This is a genomic window from Neobacillus niacini (assembly GCF_030817595.1).
In the GTDB taxonomy this organism is placed as follows: domain Bacteria; phylum Bacillota; class Bacilli; order Bacillales; family Cytobacillaceae; genus Neobacillus; species Neobacillus niacini_G.
This window is the reverse complement of record NZ_JAUSZN010000001.1, coordinates 4,742,826-4,759,267: the sequence shown is the minus strand read 5'-3', so window position 1 is coordinate 4,759,267 and position 16,442 is coordinate 4,742,826. Positions and strand designations below refer to the sequence as shown.

The 16,442-nt window shown below is 37.8% G+C and carries 12 protein-coding genes; 6 read left to right on the top strand and 6 right to left on the bottom strand.

What is annotated here, in order from left to right:
- Positions 1-108: 108 nt before the first annotated feature.
- On the top strand, positions 109-3,657 hold the full coding sequence (locus tag QFZ31_RS22640) for a S8 family serine peptidase (protein WP_307307180.1): 3,549 nt from the start codon (positions 109-111) through the stop codon (positions 3,655-3,657).
- Positions 3,658-3,820: 163 nt separating this feature from the next.
- Here the strand turns inward: QFZ31_RS22640 and QFZ31_RS22635 are convergent, their stop codons facing one another.
- Positions 3,821-4,318 (bottom strand): LURP-one-related/scramblase family protein, encoded by a 498-nt coding sequence (locus tag QFZ31_RS22635; RefSeq protein ID WP_307307178.1) that lies wholly within the window; start codon positions 4,316-4,318, stop codon positions 3,821-3,823.
- Between the two features lie 108 nt (positions 4,319-4,426).
- On the opposite strand from QFZ31_RS22635, the gene QFZ31_RS22630 reads away from it, so the two are divergent.
- Entirely contained in the window at positions 4,427-4,645 is a 219-nt protein-coding gene (locus QFZ31_RS22630; RefSeq protein ID WP_307307176.1) for a hypothetical protein, read from the top strand.
- Positions 4,646-4,739: 94 nt separating this feature from the next.
- Here the strand turns inward: QFZ31_RS22630 and QFZ31_RS22625 are convergent, their stop codons facing one another.
- The 4 genes from QFZ31_RS22625 to QFZ31_RS22610 all read right to left on the bottom strand — a co-directional run bounded on the left by QFZ31_RS22625 (position 4,740) and on the right by QFZ31_RS22610 (position 8,842).
- Entirely contained in the window at positions 4,740-5,336 is a 597-nt protein-coding gene (locus QFZ31_RS22625) for a hypothetical protein (protein ID WP_307307174.1), read from the bottom strand.
- Between the two features lie 256 nt (positions 5,337-5,592).
- Positions 5,593-6,996, bottom strand: a complete 1,404-nt coding sequence (locus QFZ31_RS22620; protein ID WP_307307171.1) for an MFS transporter — start codon at positions 6,994-6,996, stop codon at positions 5,593-5,595.
- A 99-nt stretch (positions 6,997-7,095) separates the two neighbouring features.
- Positions 7,096-7,815 (bottom strand): purine-nucleoside phosphorylase, encoded by a 720-nt coding sequence (gene deoD, locus QFZ31_RS22615; RefSeq protein ID WP_307307168.1) that lies wholly within the window; start codon positions 7,813-7,815, stop codon positions 7,096-7,098.
- Positions 7,816-8,107: 292 nt separating this feature from the next.
- Positions 8,108-8,842 (bottom strand): GntR family transcriptional regulator, encoded by a 735-nt coding sequence (locus QFZ31_RS22610; protein WP_307307165.1) that lies wholly within the window; start codon positions 8,840-8,842, stop codon positions 8,108-8,110.
- A 352-nt stretch (positions 8,843-9,194) separates the two neighbouring features.
- Between QFZ31_RS22610 and QFZ31_RS22605 the strand changes: the two genes are divergently transcribed.
- Positions 9,195-10,166 (top strand): SMP-30/gluconolactonase/LRE family protein, encoded by a 972-nt coding sequence (locus tag QFZ31_RS22605; protein ID WP_373459875.1) that lies wholly within the window; start codon positions 9,195-9,197, stop codon positions 10,164-10,166.
- A 78-nt stretch (positions 10,167-10,244) separates the two neighbouring features.
- Here the strand turns inward: QFZ31_RS22605 and QFZ31_RS22600 are convergent, their stop codons facing one another.
- The gene (locus QFZ31_RS22600) at positions 10,245-12,302 is read right to left on the bottom strand and encodes a catalase (protein ID WP_307307161.1); all 2,058 of its coding nucleotides are present in this window, start codon (positions 12,300-12,302) and stop codon (positions 10,245-10,247) included.
- A gap of 706 nt (positions 12,303-13,008) precedes the next feature.
- Here QFZ31_RS22600 and QFZ31_RS22595 point away from each other — a divergent pair.
- The 3 genes from QFZ31_RS22595 (at position 13,009) to QFZ31_RS22585 (ending at position 16,242) form a co-directional block, all read left to right on the top strand.
- Complete coding sequence (locus QFZ31_RS22595; protein ID WP_307307159.1) at positions 13,009-13,854, top strand: hypothetical protein; 846 nt, start codon at positions 13,009-13,011, stop codon at positions 13,852-13,854.
- Between the two features lie 337 nt (positions 13,855-14,191).
- Entirely contained in the window at positions 14,192-15,034 is an 843-nt protein-coding gene (locus tag QFZ31_RS22590; protein WP_307307156.1) for an alpha/beta fold hydrolase, read from the top strand.
- Positions 15,034-16,242, top strand: a complete 1,209-nt coding sequence (locus tag QFZ31_RS22585; protein WP_307307153.1) for a SpoIIE family protein phosphatase — start codon at positions 15,034-15,036, stop codon at positions 16,240-16,242. The genes QFZ31_RS22590 and QFZ31_RS22585 overlap by 1 nt, the downstream gene beginning before the upstream one ends.
- Positions 16,243-16,442 lie beyond the last annotated feature (200 nt).

Here is a 16,442-nt window from a genome sequence, read left to right as displayed (position 1 = left end):
ACTTTCAAACTACTAATCTCTCAATCATTTATGTAATGAAAATAAAAAACTTATAGATTCTAGGATCAAGTAAGTTTTCTATTTAATAATATAAAAAGGGGTACACTTATGAAGAAAAGTAAAAAGTATGTATTTAAGGTAATGTCCACCGCCGCTTTAACCTCATTAATTTTTTCATCATCATTTACTGTTTTTGCAGAAAGCAATGACACAACACCACAATCTCAAACGATTGGTCAAACTGCGGAACAAGGAAGGCCTTTATTTTTTAATAAAGATAAGGAAGAAACCAGTAAAGATGATTTGTATTCTAAAGACTTTAAAAAGGAAGGTTCGGCTAAACCATATAACCCAAATGATAGTGTTCGTTTAATCGTAGAAGTTGAACAACCAACAGAAATTGATAAAAACGCAAAAAATAAAAAAACATTATATAAGCAAAAGCAAGACAAAGTAATTGATGAAATCTCAAAGAAAAATAAATCTAAATCAAAATCTCCTACAAGAGTAAAGCATCGTTTTTTTGAAGGGTTTAATGGATTTAGTTTAGAAACCGAGTTTCAGAATATTAAAGGTATCCAGTCTATTCCAGGGGTTACGAATGTACATATTGCAAACACATTCCAGCCAACTATGGGAGCAAGTAAGGAATTGGTACAAGCCCAAAAAGTATGGAACGAATATGGTTATAAAGGTGAAGGCTTACTTGTAGCAGTTGTTGATTCCGGTATTGATTACACGCACAAAGATATGAAACTATCTGATAAAGCAAAAGAAAAAGAAAAATGGACTCAGGCAAGCATCAATTCTAAATTTCAAGAGACAGAAGTAAACGAAGTTTGGTATACCGATAAGGTACCAACAGGTTATGATTGGGCAGACAACGATACAAATGTCATTCCTGGACCAGATGGAAGTTCTCATGGTACGCACGTTGCTGGTACTGTTGGCGCAAGCGGAGATGAAACAAATGGTGGTGTAGAAGGGATTGCACCAGGCGTTCAGCTATTAGCTGAGAAGGTATTTTCAGATAATGGCGGAGGAGCCTATGAGGATGATGTTATCGCAGGAATCGAACATGCTGTTACAATGGGTGCAGATGTTATCAACATGAGTTTAGGCGTTGATTCAGGCTTTGTAAGTGAAGAAGATGTTCCTATTCAAAAAGCTATTCGTGTGGCAACAGAAAATGGTACCCTTGTTGTCGCAGCAGCTGGTAATGCATCATACAGTACAAAAAATAATCTAATTTTCTCTTCTTTAAATCCATATGCAGAAAATCCCGATATTGGAGTAGTAGGTTCACCATCGATAAGTCCATATGCCGTATCTGTTGCTTCCTATGAAAATTCAAAAATTCATTTTAATACTTTAGCTGATGCAATTGGTTATCAGCTTCCTTACCAAGATCAAACGCAATATAACTTTAAGCTATCAAAATCTTTATCACCTGATCAAAGTTATGATCTGGTATATGTAGGTAACGGACTTAAAAAAGCCGATTATTTGGATCAAAATGGTCAACCAAAAGTAAAAGGTAAAATTGCAGTGATCAAACTAGAGGATCAATATTCCCACTATTCAACTTTGCAATTTGATGCGGAACGTTATGGAGAAGCTATAGCCGTTATGATTATTCCACCAGATAATATGGCAGACTACCCATACCTCGGCTTAAGCCCTTATTCCATTCCAGCAGCTACAACCGGAAAAGCGGTTGGTCAAGAATTGATCAATAAACTTACAAGTGGTGAAATGGTTCAGATGAAATTATCAGGCGGCACTTGGATAGAAAATGGAAAGAAAGACTTGATGTCGGATTTTTCATCCATTGGTTCCCCGCATACTTTAGATTTTAAGCCAGAGATTTCTGCTCCCGGTGGAAATATCTATTCCACTGTACCAGGAAATGACTATGAAGTAATGAGCGGAACATCCATGGCAACGCCTCATGTTGCAGGCGGTTCAGCATTGTTACTGCAGGCACTTTATGAAAAAGGATTGCCACATTCAGAAAATACGGTTTTAAAAGCAAAACTAGCACTAATGAATACAGCAAAGGTTGTTATGGATCCACGAACAAATGGTGCTGTACCGTATTCACCAAGAGTACAAGGATCTGGATTAATGCAAATTCAAAATGCCATTCATACACCAGTCATTGTCACAAGTAGAAACACGCCTTTAGAACAAGCAGGAGCTGTTGCTCTAAAAGAAATGGGTCAAAATACAAGTTTTAAATTAAACGTTGAAGCATTTGATACTCGTAAAGGTATTAAAGATGATATTGAATACCTTGTTTATGTTGATGTGCTAAAAGATAAGACTGAAATGAAAGAATTTGATTTAGACAATGATGGTACTTTGGACTCCAAGGAGTATCTAACCTTAACAAGTGACCGTATTAATGGTGTAAATGTCACTGTGAATGATAAAAAAGTAACACAAACAGAAGGAGCAGCTATTAAAATTAAACCCGGTCAAACAAAAACGCTAACAGTTAATGTAGCTTTACCGGATTCATTAAAGAAAAATAGTTTTGTAGAAGGGTTTGTCCGCCTGGTCCCAGTAGTAAAAGACCAAGATAAAGCCGTACCTTTATCCATTCCTTATATGGGCTTCTATGGAAAATGGGACGAGCCACAAAATATTGACCCTGCAGCATGGGAGAAAGATGCATTTTTAGGCTATACCGCCCTTTGGGATGATACATCAGAACGTTATCCAATGGGATATGATCCCGCTACAGGAAGATTTAATCTTAATCATATTGCTTTCTCGCCGAACTTCTTTACTAATGGTGTCTATTCTACTTTTACTACTTTACGTAATTTACAAAAAACCGAAATGTATATCGAAGATCACTCCGGAAATATCATTCAAAATTTAGGTGACTTTAGCGAATATACCGGTAAACCATGGAAATTCGGAAAAAATATTATGGCATATGGTGATTATCGATTTGGCGGATATTTATGGGATATGAAGGATAAGTCTGGACAGTTTGTACCTGATGGAGTTTATCAATATGTGATTAAAACGACATTAGATTACACTAATGCAAAACCCCAGGTTGTGAAAATGCCAATTAAAGTCGACTCAACTGCTCCAACAATTTCTGATATCCAAGTAACGCCAAAGGATGGAAAATATGAAATTTCCTTTAAGGCAAAAGATAATGAAAATGGAAGTGACTTTTTAGGAGCTGTCCTTTGGGTTGATGGACAATATAAGGATATAGCTCCAGGAGAAAGCTCTTTAATTGTAAATAATGAACCAAAAAGTGTAGTCGTCTTAGCGGCAGACTATGCCTATAATCAATCGTACGCAGTTTGGGGAGATCCAAGCTATGTTAATCAAGACATGATCATTTCTTTTATCTATGTAAGTCCGACTCAAAATATTAACAAAAATAATCCAGCACAAATTATTAGTTACGCGTCAAACAGAATAGACTGGACAATTAATATTAAAGATGTAAATGGAAAGATAGTCGATTCATTTGAAGTGAAAAATGAACACACACTTCGAACCCAATGGACACCTAAATCGGATCTGCCAGATGGTACGTATTACATGTCGGCTGATCTCGTTACAAAAAGTGGCCTTAAAGCGACAACACAGCCTGAACAAATAACAGTTCAACAACAGCCATAAAACCTTCATTTAATTTAAGAAAAAGCTATCGCTCCTATTTATTTTAGGAATTTGATAGCTTTTTTCTTTTGCTCTAAAAAAGTGCATTCTTGTTATGTAAAGCACTTTTATCTTAGTAACCATTATATGCATCTAATCCGTTAGGTTTTTTTAAACTCCGACGTTAAGTTGTCGCTGCAGAAGAAGCAGCCGCTTGGTCAGCCTTCACACAATCAATTGCAACAACAAGTGCAATCATAATGGTCTCCATCTCTTCATCCACTATTTGAACCTTGTAGCTATCTCCCCAAGTGAACCATTCCTTGCTCACTGTACCTACAACTTCACCATGCCGTATTACCTGAAAATCCATATCCCACCAATTCCCATGTACTACAATGCCCGCCGCCTCAATGGTATACTGTGCTTTAAGGAAGGAAAACTCCTTCTTAATCGTTACTACCTCTCGTCCATTCACCTCAACCAAAAACTTCGGTAAAAAATTAAACGCCTTTTTCGTAACACGTGCAACTTCATCTCTGGTGGTATTCATAATGGAGAAGGTCTTGGGAATTTGCATAAAACTGCCCTCCACGTAATAAACATCCTTCTCCTGCTGATCTTTTACTGTAAATTTACCACTAAGACTGAATACCTTCTGTTTTATATAAAGCTGCTTCATAGTAAACCTCCCTCGATTTGATTTCGTAAAATGACATTATCATAGCTTCATCAATGGTATTATATATATGGTAAAAAGGTCGAACATGATTCCTATCCGGAGGGGCGAATGAAATTGTTGATTATCATAAGTTTTTTAGTGTTTGCTTTACTCGGAGGATACATCATTTTAAGAGCAAGTGGCACAATTATTTTTATCGGTTTTCTCTTAGGATTAGCTGTCATACATTTGGGGATCTGGAAAAAGAATGGCCTGGTGATAATACTTGGAGTGGTGATAATGATACTTTCATTCTTATTACCTAGTTTGTTGTTTTTCAACTGGTAAACCTGGATAAACTCAGGGATGGTTCTAGTTGTACAATAAACCACCGGAACGCATCCCTACTCCTCTTCGAACTAAGTAGCGGTCTGACCCAAATTTAGATTCTTCCATTAAGTATTTGCTTTCGATACTGAACGACGGTTAGTAGTTTATAACCTCTAAGCATTGGAATCATGTTTTCTAGCATCTTAACCGCTTCATCCTTTTTCCCTTCATAAACGGCTTTATCCAATTCCAGCATGTGTAAAAAGAAGGTATCCGTAATCCTCTCTTTATTTTGTTTGAATGCTTCCACATTCCCTTCGTTGATGGCGATATCGGCCAAAGCGTACCACTTTGTCTTGTGCCCACCCATTTGTGCAAGAAGATCTTTTGCTTTATCGTATTGTTTCCGCTCCATTAGCAGCATAATTTCGGAGTATAGCCTTGATTTTTTGGAACGGATTTTTCTTGCTGCACGCTCGGCTTCTAAGAGCTCTCCTTGCAGGAAATGATATAGAAATTTCATATATGGAGCCTTTGACTTTTTTAAATGCTCCATAATCTTTTCAGCATCTTTTCCAAATAATAGAGGGTTGCGTAGCAGAACAAAAATAACCTTAAGGATTAATACAACATACATAATCCAAATTGGAACTTGGAAAATTCCCATCAAAAGGGCAAACACAAAAACAAATAGTAAAAACCAAATCATAAAATTCTCCATTCATAGTTTTTTGTACTGGGTTAACGCCAAAATTCTAAGGGAGGATTATCCCTTCATTAATTAGCACTAGCTAATCTATTAGAAATTGATTAACTTTATTATTGTTTATTATCTTATTCTACCAACAAAATTTTCCAATTTAAAGTTTAGAAGGATGATTTTTTACAGTCAAAGAGCCTCTCTTTATCAAAAGAGAGGCTCAAATTATACTTATTTAGAAAAATATTTTACATGGAGAAAGTTACTACAAGTCCCGCGCAGTCATTTTCACTTTTCGCCCAACCAATACCCAATACAGGAATAGGCTGATAGCGGTAATAAGTACGAGAACAAAAAGGATATTACTAAACATGGAAGCGTCCGGTTGGCTTAAATACCCAAGTATATTGGAACGCATAGCGGAATGGTCCATCATCGCGGCAGTATAGGCAATTCCAATTGACATCGCAACATTTAGTGTTAAATTATAAAATCCAATGGCTGTCCCCGATTTGTCTTTTCCAATCGTGCTAATACATGATTCTAGCATTGGTGCGTACATCAACGCGAAAGAACTCGAGAATACAATCATGGATAGGACAAAGACAATGACGGAGGTATTTACAAAGAAACCGCCCAACAACAAACTGCCGATCATTCCAGTCATGGCGATCGTGATACATTGTCTGCTTCCGAGCACCTTTGCAATTTTTCCAGAAAGCGCTCCTACGATCGCAGCCAATAAATACGCTGGAATCAATAATAGTGAAATCGTATCCAACTTTAGGCCATAAAGCTTTTCTAGCAAAAATGGAAACAAGAAAATATACGCTAATTGGACTGAATAAATCACGAAAGCAACTCCGAGTAATGAGATAAACTGCTTATTTTTAAAGAAAGCTATCCCAATGAATGCTCTTGAATTCTTGCTGATATAAGCAAGAAATAAAGCAACCGCTACCACAAATGCTAGAAGATAAACCCAATTGAAATCGGTAATATACAACAGCAGGGAAGCAGCAATACCTGCAACCAGGAATAATCCTAATACATCCACATGACTGTTTTTCGTCTCTTCCTTAGGCAGGTATTTCAAAATAAACGGAAGGGTAAAGAGAGTGACTAATGGAACTAGAAAAAGAGTTGTCCAATGAAAATACGTAGAAACATAGCCCCCCGTTAATGCACCGATAACCTGTGATAAAGCAAAACTGCTTGTACTCAACCCCAAAAACTTCTTTTGTTCATGTACAGGCAAATGTTTGGTAACGAAGATCACATATAAGGTTTCAGCTGAAGCCAAACCTGCTGTTTGGATGATTCGTGAAACAACTACGAGTAAAAAAGAATGTTGAAAAAGAAAGCCCATTACGGAGCCTACACAAATTAAAATAATCCCGATGGTTAAAAGCTTTCGAATACTAATGGAATCCGCCAAAGCAGCGTAAACCACTGCTCCAATTCCAATGACTAGCCCAGCTAAGGTTGCCTGCCAGCTCACTGTTGTGGCGGAAATATGAAAATCCTTTGCCATATCGATAGAAACAATTTTAAACGAATTATCAATGATTAAACATAATAGAAATAACAGAAGCATCACAGGCACAGCTTTCTTAACACTATATTCCTGAGTTTCCGTTATGGTCGCATTTGCGCTAATGGTGGTCATTGTCGTTTCCCTCTCTTTTGATCAATGTCTATATCTCGTTCGTATACCTCTGGCATTATTCTTGCCTCTTGTCGTACTCAACTGCTTATTGTCATGCGCTTAAGCAAGTTCTAAGGCGATTTCCATCATATTGGTGAACGCAACTTGTCGTTCTTCCGGCGTTGTTTGTTCATGACGAATCATATGATCACTTACCGTTAAAATCGTAAGCGCGTTAACCCCTGCATAGGCAGCATTCATATAAAGACCAGCTGTCTCCATTTCCGCACAAAGAATGCCCATTTTACGCCACTTTTCCACAGCTGTTTCATCGGCGTTATAAAAAATGTCGCTTGTTAGGACATTTCCAACATGAACAGGGAGTTCCTTTTGATCTGCTACCTTTTTCGCTTTTTCTAATAATGCAAAGGAAGCAATATTGGAAAATTGTCCAGGGAGATTGTACTGATGTACGTAACGTGAATCGGTTGAAGCTCCCATAGCAAAAACAATATCATATAGGTTCATATGATCCTGCATTGCACCGCAAGTACCAATTCGAATCAAGTTTTTCACACCAAATACGTGGATTAGTTCCCAAGAATAAAGGCTCATACTCGGCATACCCATTCCGGTACCCATAACGGATATTTTTCTTCCCTTATACGTTCCTGTGTACCCAAACATATTGCGGACAGAATTGAATTGGATTGCATCCTCTAAATAGGTTTCTGCAATGAATTTTGCTCTTAATGGATCCCCTGGCAAAAGGATCGTTTCTGCAATCTCTACTCCATTTGGTTTAATATGCGCGGTTTCTTTATGTCCGTTTGTATTCATCTGTACTCTCTCCTTTTATCCTGTTTACTTGTAGTCTGTCCAAGGATAGCGAAAAAACTTCCACTTGTTTCCGCTTTCAATTCATTGTACAAAACTCATCCAAAAATATAAAGTGTTGTTTAGTTGTATAAAAACTTGTATATATAATTACAATAAAAAGAATAGCATACTATTATTTGGTTCACAACTACCTTGTTAAAAAAAATATGTCTTTTTTGTAACAAAAAAAAGCAATTTCCCATCCTGATTTTGGTGGGAAATTGCTACGTATTTACAAACTCTATCACTGTCTCTATTTAGCTGCATTAATGGTTATTTGGCTAGATTCTGTTGGAATATAAAATTTATTATAAATAACAGGATATTTATCACTTATATAGACGCTTTCAACGATTAAATCACAATCTTTATCGTTAGCTATCTCATATTTTAGTGAAGGGATGGAGTCGGAACGTCTAAGTTCAATGGTCGCAGAATTTGCAAGCTCGTATACTTTTTTGTCGATCATATCTAATAATTGTTGTTCATCTTGTAAATCTAAATTTAATTCCGAAACGGCTTCGATAGCCATGACTGTAAAAGCAAAGGCTACGGCTTGATCATTTCTCTTATACCAACGTTCAATCGCAACAACGGCGGTCATATTCCGCTTTAGAACCTGCTTGGCGTAATCCGTAATGAGTTCAATTCGAAATTGCATTTCGACATCATCAATTTTCCCTGAAAGGCATTTATATATGGGGTTTCCCAGTTTTTCTAAGCCAGTCATGTTTTTATTATGATGAAATTTTGTAATAAAATTTCCTTTTCCATGGATATTCTTAACCAAACCATCTTCCTGCAATCGTGATAATGCGTGCCGCAGTGTCATCCGACTGACGCCAAAAAGCTTGGCCAATTCCGGTTCTGTTGGAAGTCTGCTGTCAGGAGGAAACGTTCCATCCATAATAAGTTTATACAATTTATCATAAACAATCGCAAACAATGGCCGCTTGGTTTTCTGAAGATCCTCTGGTTTTATATTCATTCTTTACACACCTTTAACTAAACTATTGGCCTGATTATGATTAATAACAACTAAACTATAAACTATTTTCCGCTCATTAATCAACTACCCCTGTATACCGCAGGGACGGTTCTCGCGGTTTCATAACAGGTACATCCAGCAATAAAAGCCATCAGAACCGTCCCTATAATCCTAAAACTTTTACTATACCAAAATTTACATCTACTAAATAGAAGAAAAAACTACTTATTTTTTTAAAAAGTCAGGTATTTCCATGTGTTATAGTTTTCAAAATATTATGATAAATTAAAACGATATACAGGCTTTTACCCCTGTGTGAAATTTATAGATTAAAAAAGGAGGAATGTATAAAGTGAAAAAAAGGGCATTAGCAGTAACTGTATTAATCATACTCTCCCTTATTACTGTTACAGTCGTTGGAGCAAAATCGTTATATGTAACAAAACCAGTGCCAAAAGAGGAACGACATTCTATTTCTGAAATTGTCCATCCAAATAGTCAGTGGGAAAAGGTAGCTGTTGGAAGTGGATTTATGGAGGGCATTAATTTCGACCGCAGCGGGAATATTTGGATGGTTAGTCCGCCTACAGGTGAAATTATTAAGGTCGAAAACGATAAGCTTTCAATCGTGGAAACATATGCAGGGGACCTCCCTGTAGGGACAAAGTTTCACAAGGATGGACGCCTTTTTATCACCGATGTTACGGGAAAACTTTACGCTTATGACCCTGTTACGAGAGAGCGTACAACCATTGTGGATTCTTACAATGGCAAACCTTTAAATGGCTTAAATGACCTCGTATTTGACCAATCTGGCGGACTTTACTTTACAGAGCCAATGGGATCGAGTGCAACAAAACCAATAGGCCGTGTTTTCTACCTGCCGCCGAATAGTAAAGAACCCATACTCTTTCAAGAAGGTATTGCGTATCCTAATGGAATTGCGATATCAGCAAACGGTCAACGTGTTTATATCTCTGAATTCGCTACAAATCGAATTATCTCTGTGCCTTCAAAAGAGGCTAAAGACGCGCGTGAAACACCATTTGTCTTTGGTCTATTTGAAGGCGGAATCGGTCCAGATGGTTTGGCCGTCGATACAGAGGGAAATCTTTATGTAGCCCATTTCCAGGCTGGCGAAATAGTCGTACTTGATGCTAGTGGATTTAAATACGGTACCATTCGCTTGCCTAAGGATGCGGAGACTTTTACCACCAATCTCACTTTTCATAATGGATACCTTTATGTAACAGAGTCATTTAAAAATGAAGTCTGGCGAATTAAGGTCAAAAAGGAAGGGTTGCAGCCTTATGGGTTGCAATAGCTATCAAAGCAAATATATTCAACAAACCGCTGAGTATTATCCCAGCGGTTTGTTATTTTTCGTCTCACTGGTTTAAGTTTAAACGATTTGGCGATCCCAGTGGCGGTGAGCAGAAATAGCTTCCACAAAATTCTCTGCAAACTCTCTCATATCATCTCCAATTACAACGCCGGGACTGTTAATCAAATTCCCCGCTTGCAGCCATTTTATGCCTTCGTGTGTGGCACCAATCGGCTTGAAGTGAGAGAATGCCTCGTTAATAAAATAGGCTGCGTTTTGGTTAAACTTCTTACATTCAATGTTTCCGCCAACCGCATAGATGGCATCAAATAATACGGAATCCACCGTTAAAAAAGTATGGTTAACTTCGAGCTCTGTCCCAACAGAACCTTTGCATGTTCCGAGCTTATCGCTAATGATTTCAACTTGGATGCCTTCTGCTTTTAGGGCGTTCAATACTTCCGATACATCAGCACCGTTATAACCGTTGCTAATAATCACACCTACTTTACGTGTTTCAGGTCGTTTCTTTGTATTTATCTGGCTAAGTGCTGGAGATGATTTCATTACTTCTGATTCTGAGACTTCTCCTTGAGGCGGGGTTGCACCGATTCCATCCGCAATGGCCGTTGAGAGCTCTAAACTAACGCTCGCAAACATATCGACTACTTGCTGCTGCACATATTTACTCTTTACTTTTCCAAGCTCAAAACGGAACGCATCAAGGATGTGCGCTTTTTCAGTATTACTCATACTGTTCCAAAACAGTCTAGCTTGAGAGAAATGATCTTTAAAGCTTTCGCTGCGGCTTCGTACCTTTCTGCTTTCTATTTTTTCCTGATAATGAACATACCCACCTTCTTCTTCACTTGCGGGAATAGGTGTATTTGATGCTAGTGAATTTTTATGATAGCTAACTTTCCCTTTGTTAATAGTTTGACGTCCAAAGCCATCACGCTGATTATTATGGAACGGACAAACAGGTCGATTAATCGGCAGCTCATGAAAGTTTGGTCCTCCAAGGCGAATTAATTGTGTATCTGTATAGGAAAATAAGCGGCCCTGAAGCAAAGGATCATTCGTGAAATCGATACCTGGTATAATATGACCTGGGTGGAATGCTACTTGCTCCGTTTCAGCAAAAACATTATCGACATTACGATTCAATGTCATTTTTCCAATGATTTTTACCGGTACTTCTTCCTCTGGCCACAATTTTGTGGGATCGAGCACATCGAAATCGAATTTAAATTCATCTTCTTCATCTATCATTTGGACACCTAATTCATACTCAGGAAAATTGCCACTTTCAATGGATTCCCATAAATCACGGCGATGGAAATCAGGATCTTTTCCTGAGATTTTTTGCGCTTCATCCCACACTAATGAATGAACGCCCAATATAGGCTTCCAATGAAACTTTACAAAACGTGCTTTACCTTGATGATTAACAAACCGGAAGGTGTGAACACCAAACCCCTCCATCATACGAAAGCTTCGTGGAATCGCACGGTCTGACATATGCCACATAATCATATGGGCAGTTTCTGGATTGCTCGCTACAAAATCCCAAAATGTATCGTGAGCCGTTGCTGCTTGTGGAATCTCATTATGAGGCTCAGGTTTGAGAGCATGCACTAAATCTGGAAATTTTATCGCATCCTGAATGAAAAAAACCGGAATATTATTTCCAACTAAATCATAATTTCCTTCTTCGGTGTAAAATTTTGTCGCGAAGCCACGGACATCCCTAACGGTCTCAGCTGATCCTCGTGAGCCTGCAACAGTAGAAAACCGGACAAACACAGGCGTTTTAACGGATGGATCCTGCAAAAATCTTGCCTTAGTATACTCTTTCATTGACTCATACACTTCAAACTCACCATGGGCAGCGTAGCCGCGTGCATGCACCACACGCTCTGGAATACGTTCATGATCAAAGTGCGTCATCTTTTCGCGAAAATGAAAATCCTCCATTAAAGTCGGCCCACGTTCACCTGCTTTTAAGGAAAACTCATCCTCCGAAACCTTTAACCCCTGATTGGTCGTCATTTGTTTGCCTTCATCATTAATCCGGAACTGCTCAAGCTGCTCATTTTTACTGTTTTCATTCACATTCTTCCCCTTGCCGTTCATGACCGTCCCTCCCTCTAGGTATTTATTATGTAAAAACATTACAGTATTTCGTACCCTAGTAAGAGTTAGATTAAACATACCTTTTAAATTTCTGTCACCTAGAGGCTGAAAATAGCTGAGTCGGGGACTGACCCCACATTTTAAGAATATAAAAAGAGACCTTTGATATATAAAATCAAAGGTCAAAGTTGAACTTAGTGGTCTAGGCTAAGTCCGATATAGGAGGTCTAAACTCAGAAGAATTTAAACTATTATTATAGTAACACGGAATGTATTATTATTCAATATAACAAATATTTATGCAAACGCTTTTTTTAGTGGCTTTTTCTACACAGATAAAGATCTTTTTCCCAAATGTAAACTTTTCTCCAGAATCTCTCCTCGACAAATTCCTTACCAGCATTGGGGATAAAACTCAGATTTCACAGCATTCAAGACCATTCAAATTAAACGTTTAATTAACATGGATTCAACTAATTAACCGTTTGATTAAATTGTGGAAAAGCCCTCTTATCAAACTAATTATAGCCTGTTTTCAAGAAATTAATTGTCGTATAAGGATTGGATAACTCAGAAATTCCTTCTAAATTTGCAATAGAAACTAGTAAAAATGAGGTTCACAACTTTGTAACAACTTTCCATAAACTACCCTGTCCTTTTGCCCTCTAGATTTATATATAAAGGGTAGAAAGGCTGGTGCATTTTTGTGAATTTGAAATCAGGCATAATTGAAGGGTTTGAACGGTATTCTCAGTTTGACAGTGTGAAGGAGTTCAATACGCATGTGGAGATGTGGTTGGCGGTGAAGAAACAGGAGTTCTCAAAGGGTGAGCTTGTCGGTTTGAAACGGCTGGTTCGTTTTTCTGTAAAAGTACCAGGGGTTTCGAATGCAAAGATTGGGACGTTGCTAAAAGCGATTAATGAGGAATATCAAGGGAACGGAATCTCTCGTTCCACATTTAAACGAATGCTAGGCAAAGCAAAAGATTTAGGCCTCCTCACCATCTATGAAACTGAACGAAAAAATGGCTCGCAGACGAGTAACTTATATTGTTTTAATCGGTTCCCACAAAGTGAACCACCCAAAGCCGAAAAATTGAACCTCCCTAAAGAAATTAATAATCTTTTAAAAACTAATCATCAAAAGAATACTAAACGTAACGAAGCGCCGATTGAACTCGATCACACGTTTGTTAGTGATAAAGTTCCTCAAACATTTGTCCAGCTCGTAAAATACTTCTTCACTGATGCGAAAACCATTGAAGAATACTGGCATATGGTCCAAATCGCAGCATTTCGATTTGATTGTCACCAACATACAGAGGACGTTCTCGCTATTGCTATTAACTCTTTTAAACAGCTGGTCCGTAAACTTAAATCTACTAAAACCGTAGCAAAACCGGTGGCATTCTTTTATGGCATTCTAACAAACAAATTAAAAGAACTTTATCTAAATCAATTTCCAGAAAATAGAACTGATAGTCAGCCGTTACGCTATGTGCTTGGAACAGGCGAAGTCATGTACTATGATTGGCTGCACACCGAGTCCTAAATTTGAGAGCAAACCTACCAACTTTCGACATGGTCCGTCAACCTTATTTTCAATCAATCGTTTGATTAATAATGGCTTTCATCCTTTTAGAAAAAGAACTTTTACCTGTTTTTTAGGAAAAACGTGTCGATAGGAAAACTGATTCTATATTATTAATACCTTTCGACTTTATCAATCGATCTGGACAGGTAAGGTTTTAAATAGAGGAGGAGAATAAGGCCAATCGTTCAATATAACGTTTTTTTAAAGTGAGGTCTTATGTACTACAAGCGAAACCCCCATTTTTTGGATGTAAGTGATATGATATAAATATAGAAAAATAGAAAGGAGAATCAGGATGGACCAGGATATTCTATTTCGGAATAATGTAAAGATTAAAGGCAAAGGTAAACAATCAATGATTTTTGCTCCTGGCTTTGGCTGTGACCAAACGGTTTGGAAGTCAGTTTCTGAAGCTTTCGAAAAGGATTACCAAGTTATTTTATTTGATTACGTAGGTTTGGGTCATTCAGACATACATGCTTATGACTCGAAACGATATAGTAGTCTTGCAGGCTTCGCACAAGATGTGCTTGATATTTGTACAGCCTTAGATTTAAAGGATACTGTATTTGTGGGCCACTCTGTTGGGAGCATGATTGGAATACTAGCATCATTGCGTCGTCCTGAGTACTTCTCTCGTCTCGTTATGATCGGCCCTTCTCCTTGCTACCTAAATGATCCTCCGCATTATTACGGCGGCTTTGAAAAAGAAGAGCTTTTAGGCTTGATTGATATGATGGAGAAAAATTACATAGGGTGGGCAAATGTCTTTGCTCAGGCGGTAACCAATAATCCGGAGCTGCCAGAGGTTAAACGTCAACTGGAAGAACGTTTTTGTTCCACCGACCCTATTATTGCACGCGAATTTGCAGAGGCTGCATTTTTCGCCGATAACCGCAGCGATTTAAAAAAAGTAATAGTACCATCACTTATTTTACAGTGTTCCAATGATATTATTGCGCCATTAGCAGTAGGAGAGTATATGCATCAACATCTTCCTACTAGTATGCTAAAAATAATGGATGCAACCGGACATTGCCCTCATATGAGTCATCCCGAGGAGACGATTTACCTCATTACCCAATACCTGAACGAAGCGTTTGTATGCAGCCCAGCAGGTAGAGGGGTTATTGTTTAATGGACGAACAATTGAATCATGCACCTTGTGGATTTCTCACTCTATCAGAAGATGGTACTATTTTAGCCATTAATCAAACGTTGCTCAAGATACTTCATTACGACAAAGATTTATTAATAGGACAGCATGTCAATTCTATCCTCACTGTCCCTGCCCGTCTGTTTTTACAGTTTTATTTTTTTCCGCTAGTAAAACTTGAACATCGGGTAGAGGAAATGTATATCTCACTAGAGAACGCTAAGGGAGAAGAGATTCCCGTTCTGATCAATGCTATCCTAAAGAGGGAAAAAGAGAGAACAGTATTGGATTGTATTATGATTCCTATGCATAAAAGAAACGAGTATGAAAATGAGTTGCTTTTAGCAAAAAAAGAAACCGAAGTGGCGTTAAAAGCAAAGCATAAAGCGGTGGCGGAATTAGAGACGACCCTTAAAAAACTGGAAATTCAAAAAGAAGCACTACTTGAACTGAACCAAGAAAATCAAAACTATAAAATAGAAACAAAAAAAGAGTTAGAGCTGGCGAGAATCATTCAAGAAACATCATTAACCGATACGATTAACAATGATCAATTTCAAATGGAAGTATTCTATAATGCATCTGGTGAATTATCCGGTGATATCTACGGAATTTATCAAATTGACCCATATCGCTATGGAATCATTCTGCTAGATGTGATGGGCCATGGTATTTCTTCAGCATTAATCACCATGACTCTTCATTCTCTGTTTCAAAGATTGATTTCTGCAGGATTTCCTGTTGATCTTGTGATGAAAGAACTCGATAGCCACCTTCACAAATTGTTTCATAACAATGAGGAGGCTAGGCATTATTCGACCGGTATCTATCTGTTAATTGATACGGATAAACAGAAAATTGATTATGTGAATGCTGGTCATCCGCCTGCTTTATGGCAGGACCCTGACGGAAAACAATTTGAATTATGTTCTACAGCCCCACCACTTGGGACATTTGAGGGTGTTGTATTTAAAACAAATACTTTCACATACAAAAAGGGAGGCAGGTTGCTCCTTTACACAGATGGTGTTGATCCCCTTGCTTCAAACTATTTAGCTCCATTATTAAGGAAAACGGCATCATTACCGTTATGTAAACTAAAAGAAGAAATTTTAACGTGCCTACATAATGAAAAAAATGTATATCATAAGAGCGATGACGAATCCTTTATTCTTGTTGACTTAAAATAAAAATTCCAAAACCAAAAACAATAAAGTAGGCGCATGAACAATTCATGCGCCTTTTAATCAAACGTTTGATTAGTAGAGCTTTTGAAGCAAAAAAGAAACTGAACCCTCTAACTTTTGCTTTCCTCCTACTCTTCCTCATCTGTTACTATTGTATTTTCTTGCGATTTCCACCTAAACGTGGAACTTGAATCCCGTCATCA

Coding starts and splice junctions, on each gene's coding strand:
- QFZ31_RS22640 (WP_307307180.1), top strand. CDS start 109: ATGAAGAAAAGTAAAAAGTATGTATTTAAGGTAATGTCCACCGCCGCT.
- QFZ31_RS22635 (WP_307307178.1), bottom strand. CDS start 4,318: ATGAAGCAGCTTTATATAAAACAGAAGGTATTCAGTCTTAGTGGTAAA.
- QFZ31_RS22630 (WP_307307176.1), top strand. CDS start 4,427: ATGAAATTGTTGATTATCATAAGTTTTTTAGTGTTTGCTTTACTCGGA.
- QFZ31_RS22625 (WP_307307174.1), bottom strand. CDS start 5,336: ATGATTTGGTTTTTACTATTTGTTTTTGTGTTTGCCCTTTTGATGGGA.
- QFZ31_RS22620 (WP_307307171.1), bottom strand. CDS start 6,996: ATGACCACCATTAGCGCAAATGCGACCATAACGGAAACTCAGGAATAT.
- deoD (WP_307307168.1), bottom strand. CDS start 7,815: ATGAATACAAACGGACATAAAGAAACCGCGCATATTAAACCAAATGGA.
- QFZ31_RS22610 (WP_307307165.1), bottom strand. CDS start 8,842: ATGAATATAAAACCAGAGGATCTTCAGAAAACCAAGCGGCCATTGTTT.
- QFZ31_RS22600 (WP_307307161.1), bottom strand. CDS start 12,302: ATGAACGGCAAGGGGAAGAATGTGAATGAAAACAGTAAAAATGAGCAG.
- QFZ31_RS22590 (WP_307307156.1), top strand. CDS start 14,192: ATGGACCAGGATATTCTATTTCGGAATAATGTAAAGATTAAAGGCAAA.
- QFZ31_RS22585 (WP_307307153.1), top strand. CDS start 15,034: ATGGACGAACAATTGAATCATGCACCTTGTGGATTTCTCACTCTATCA.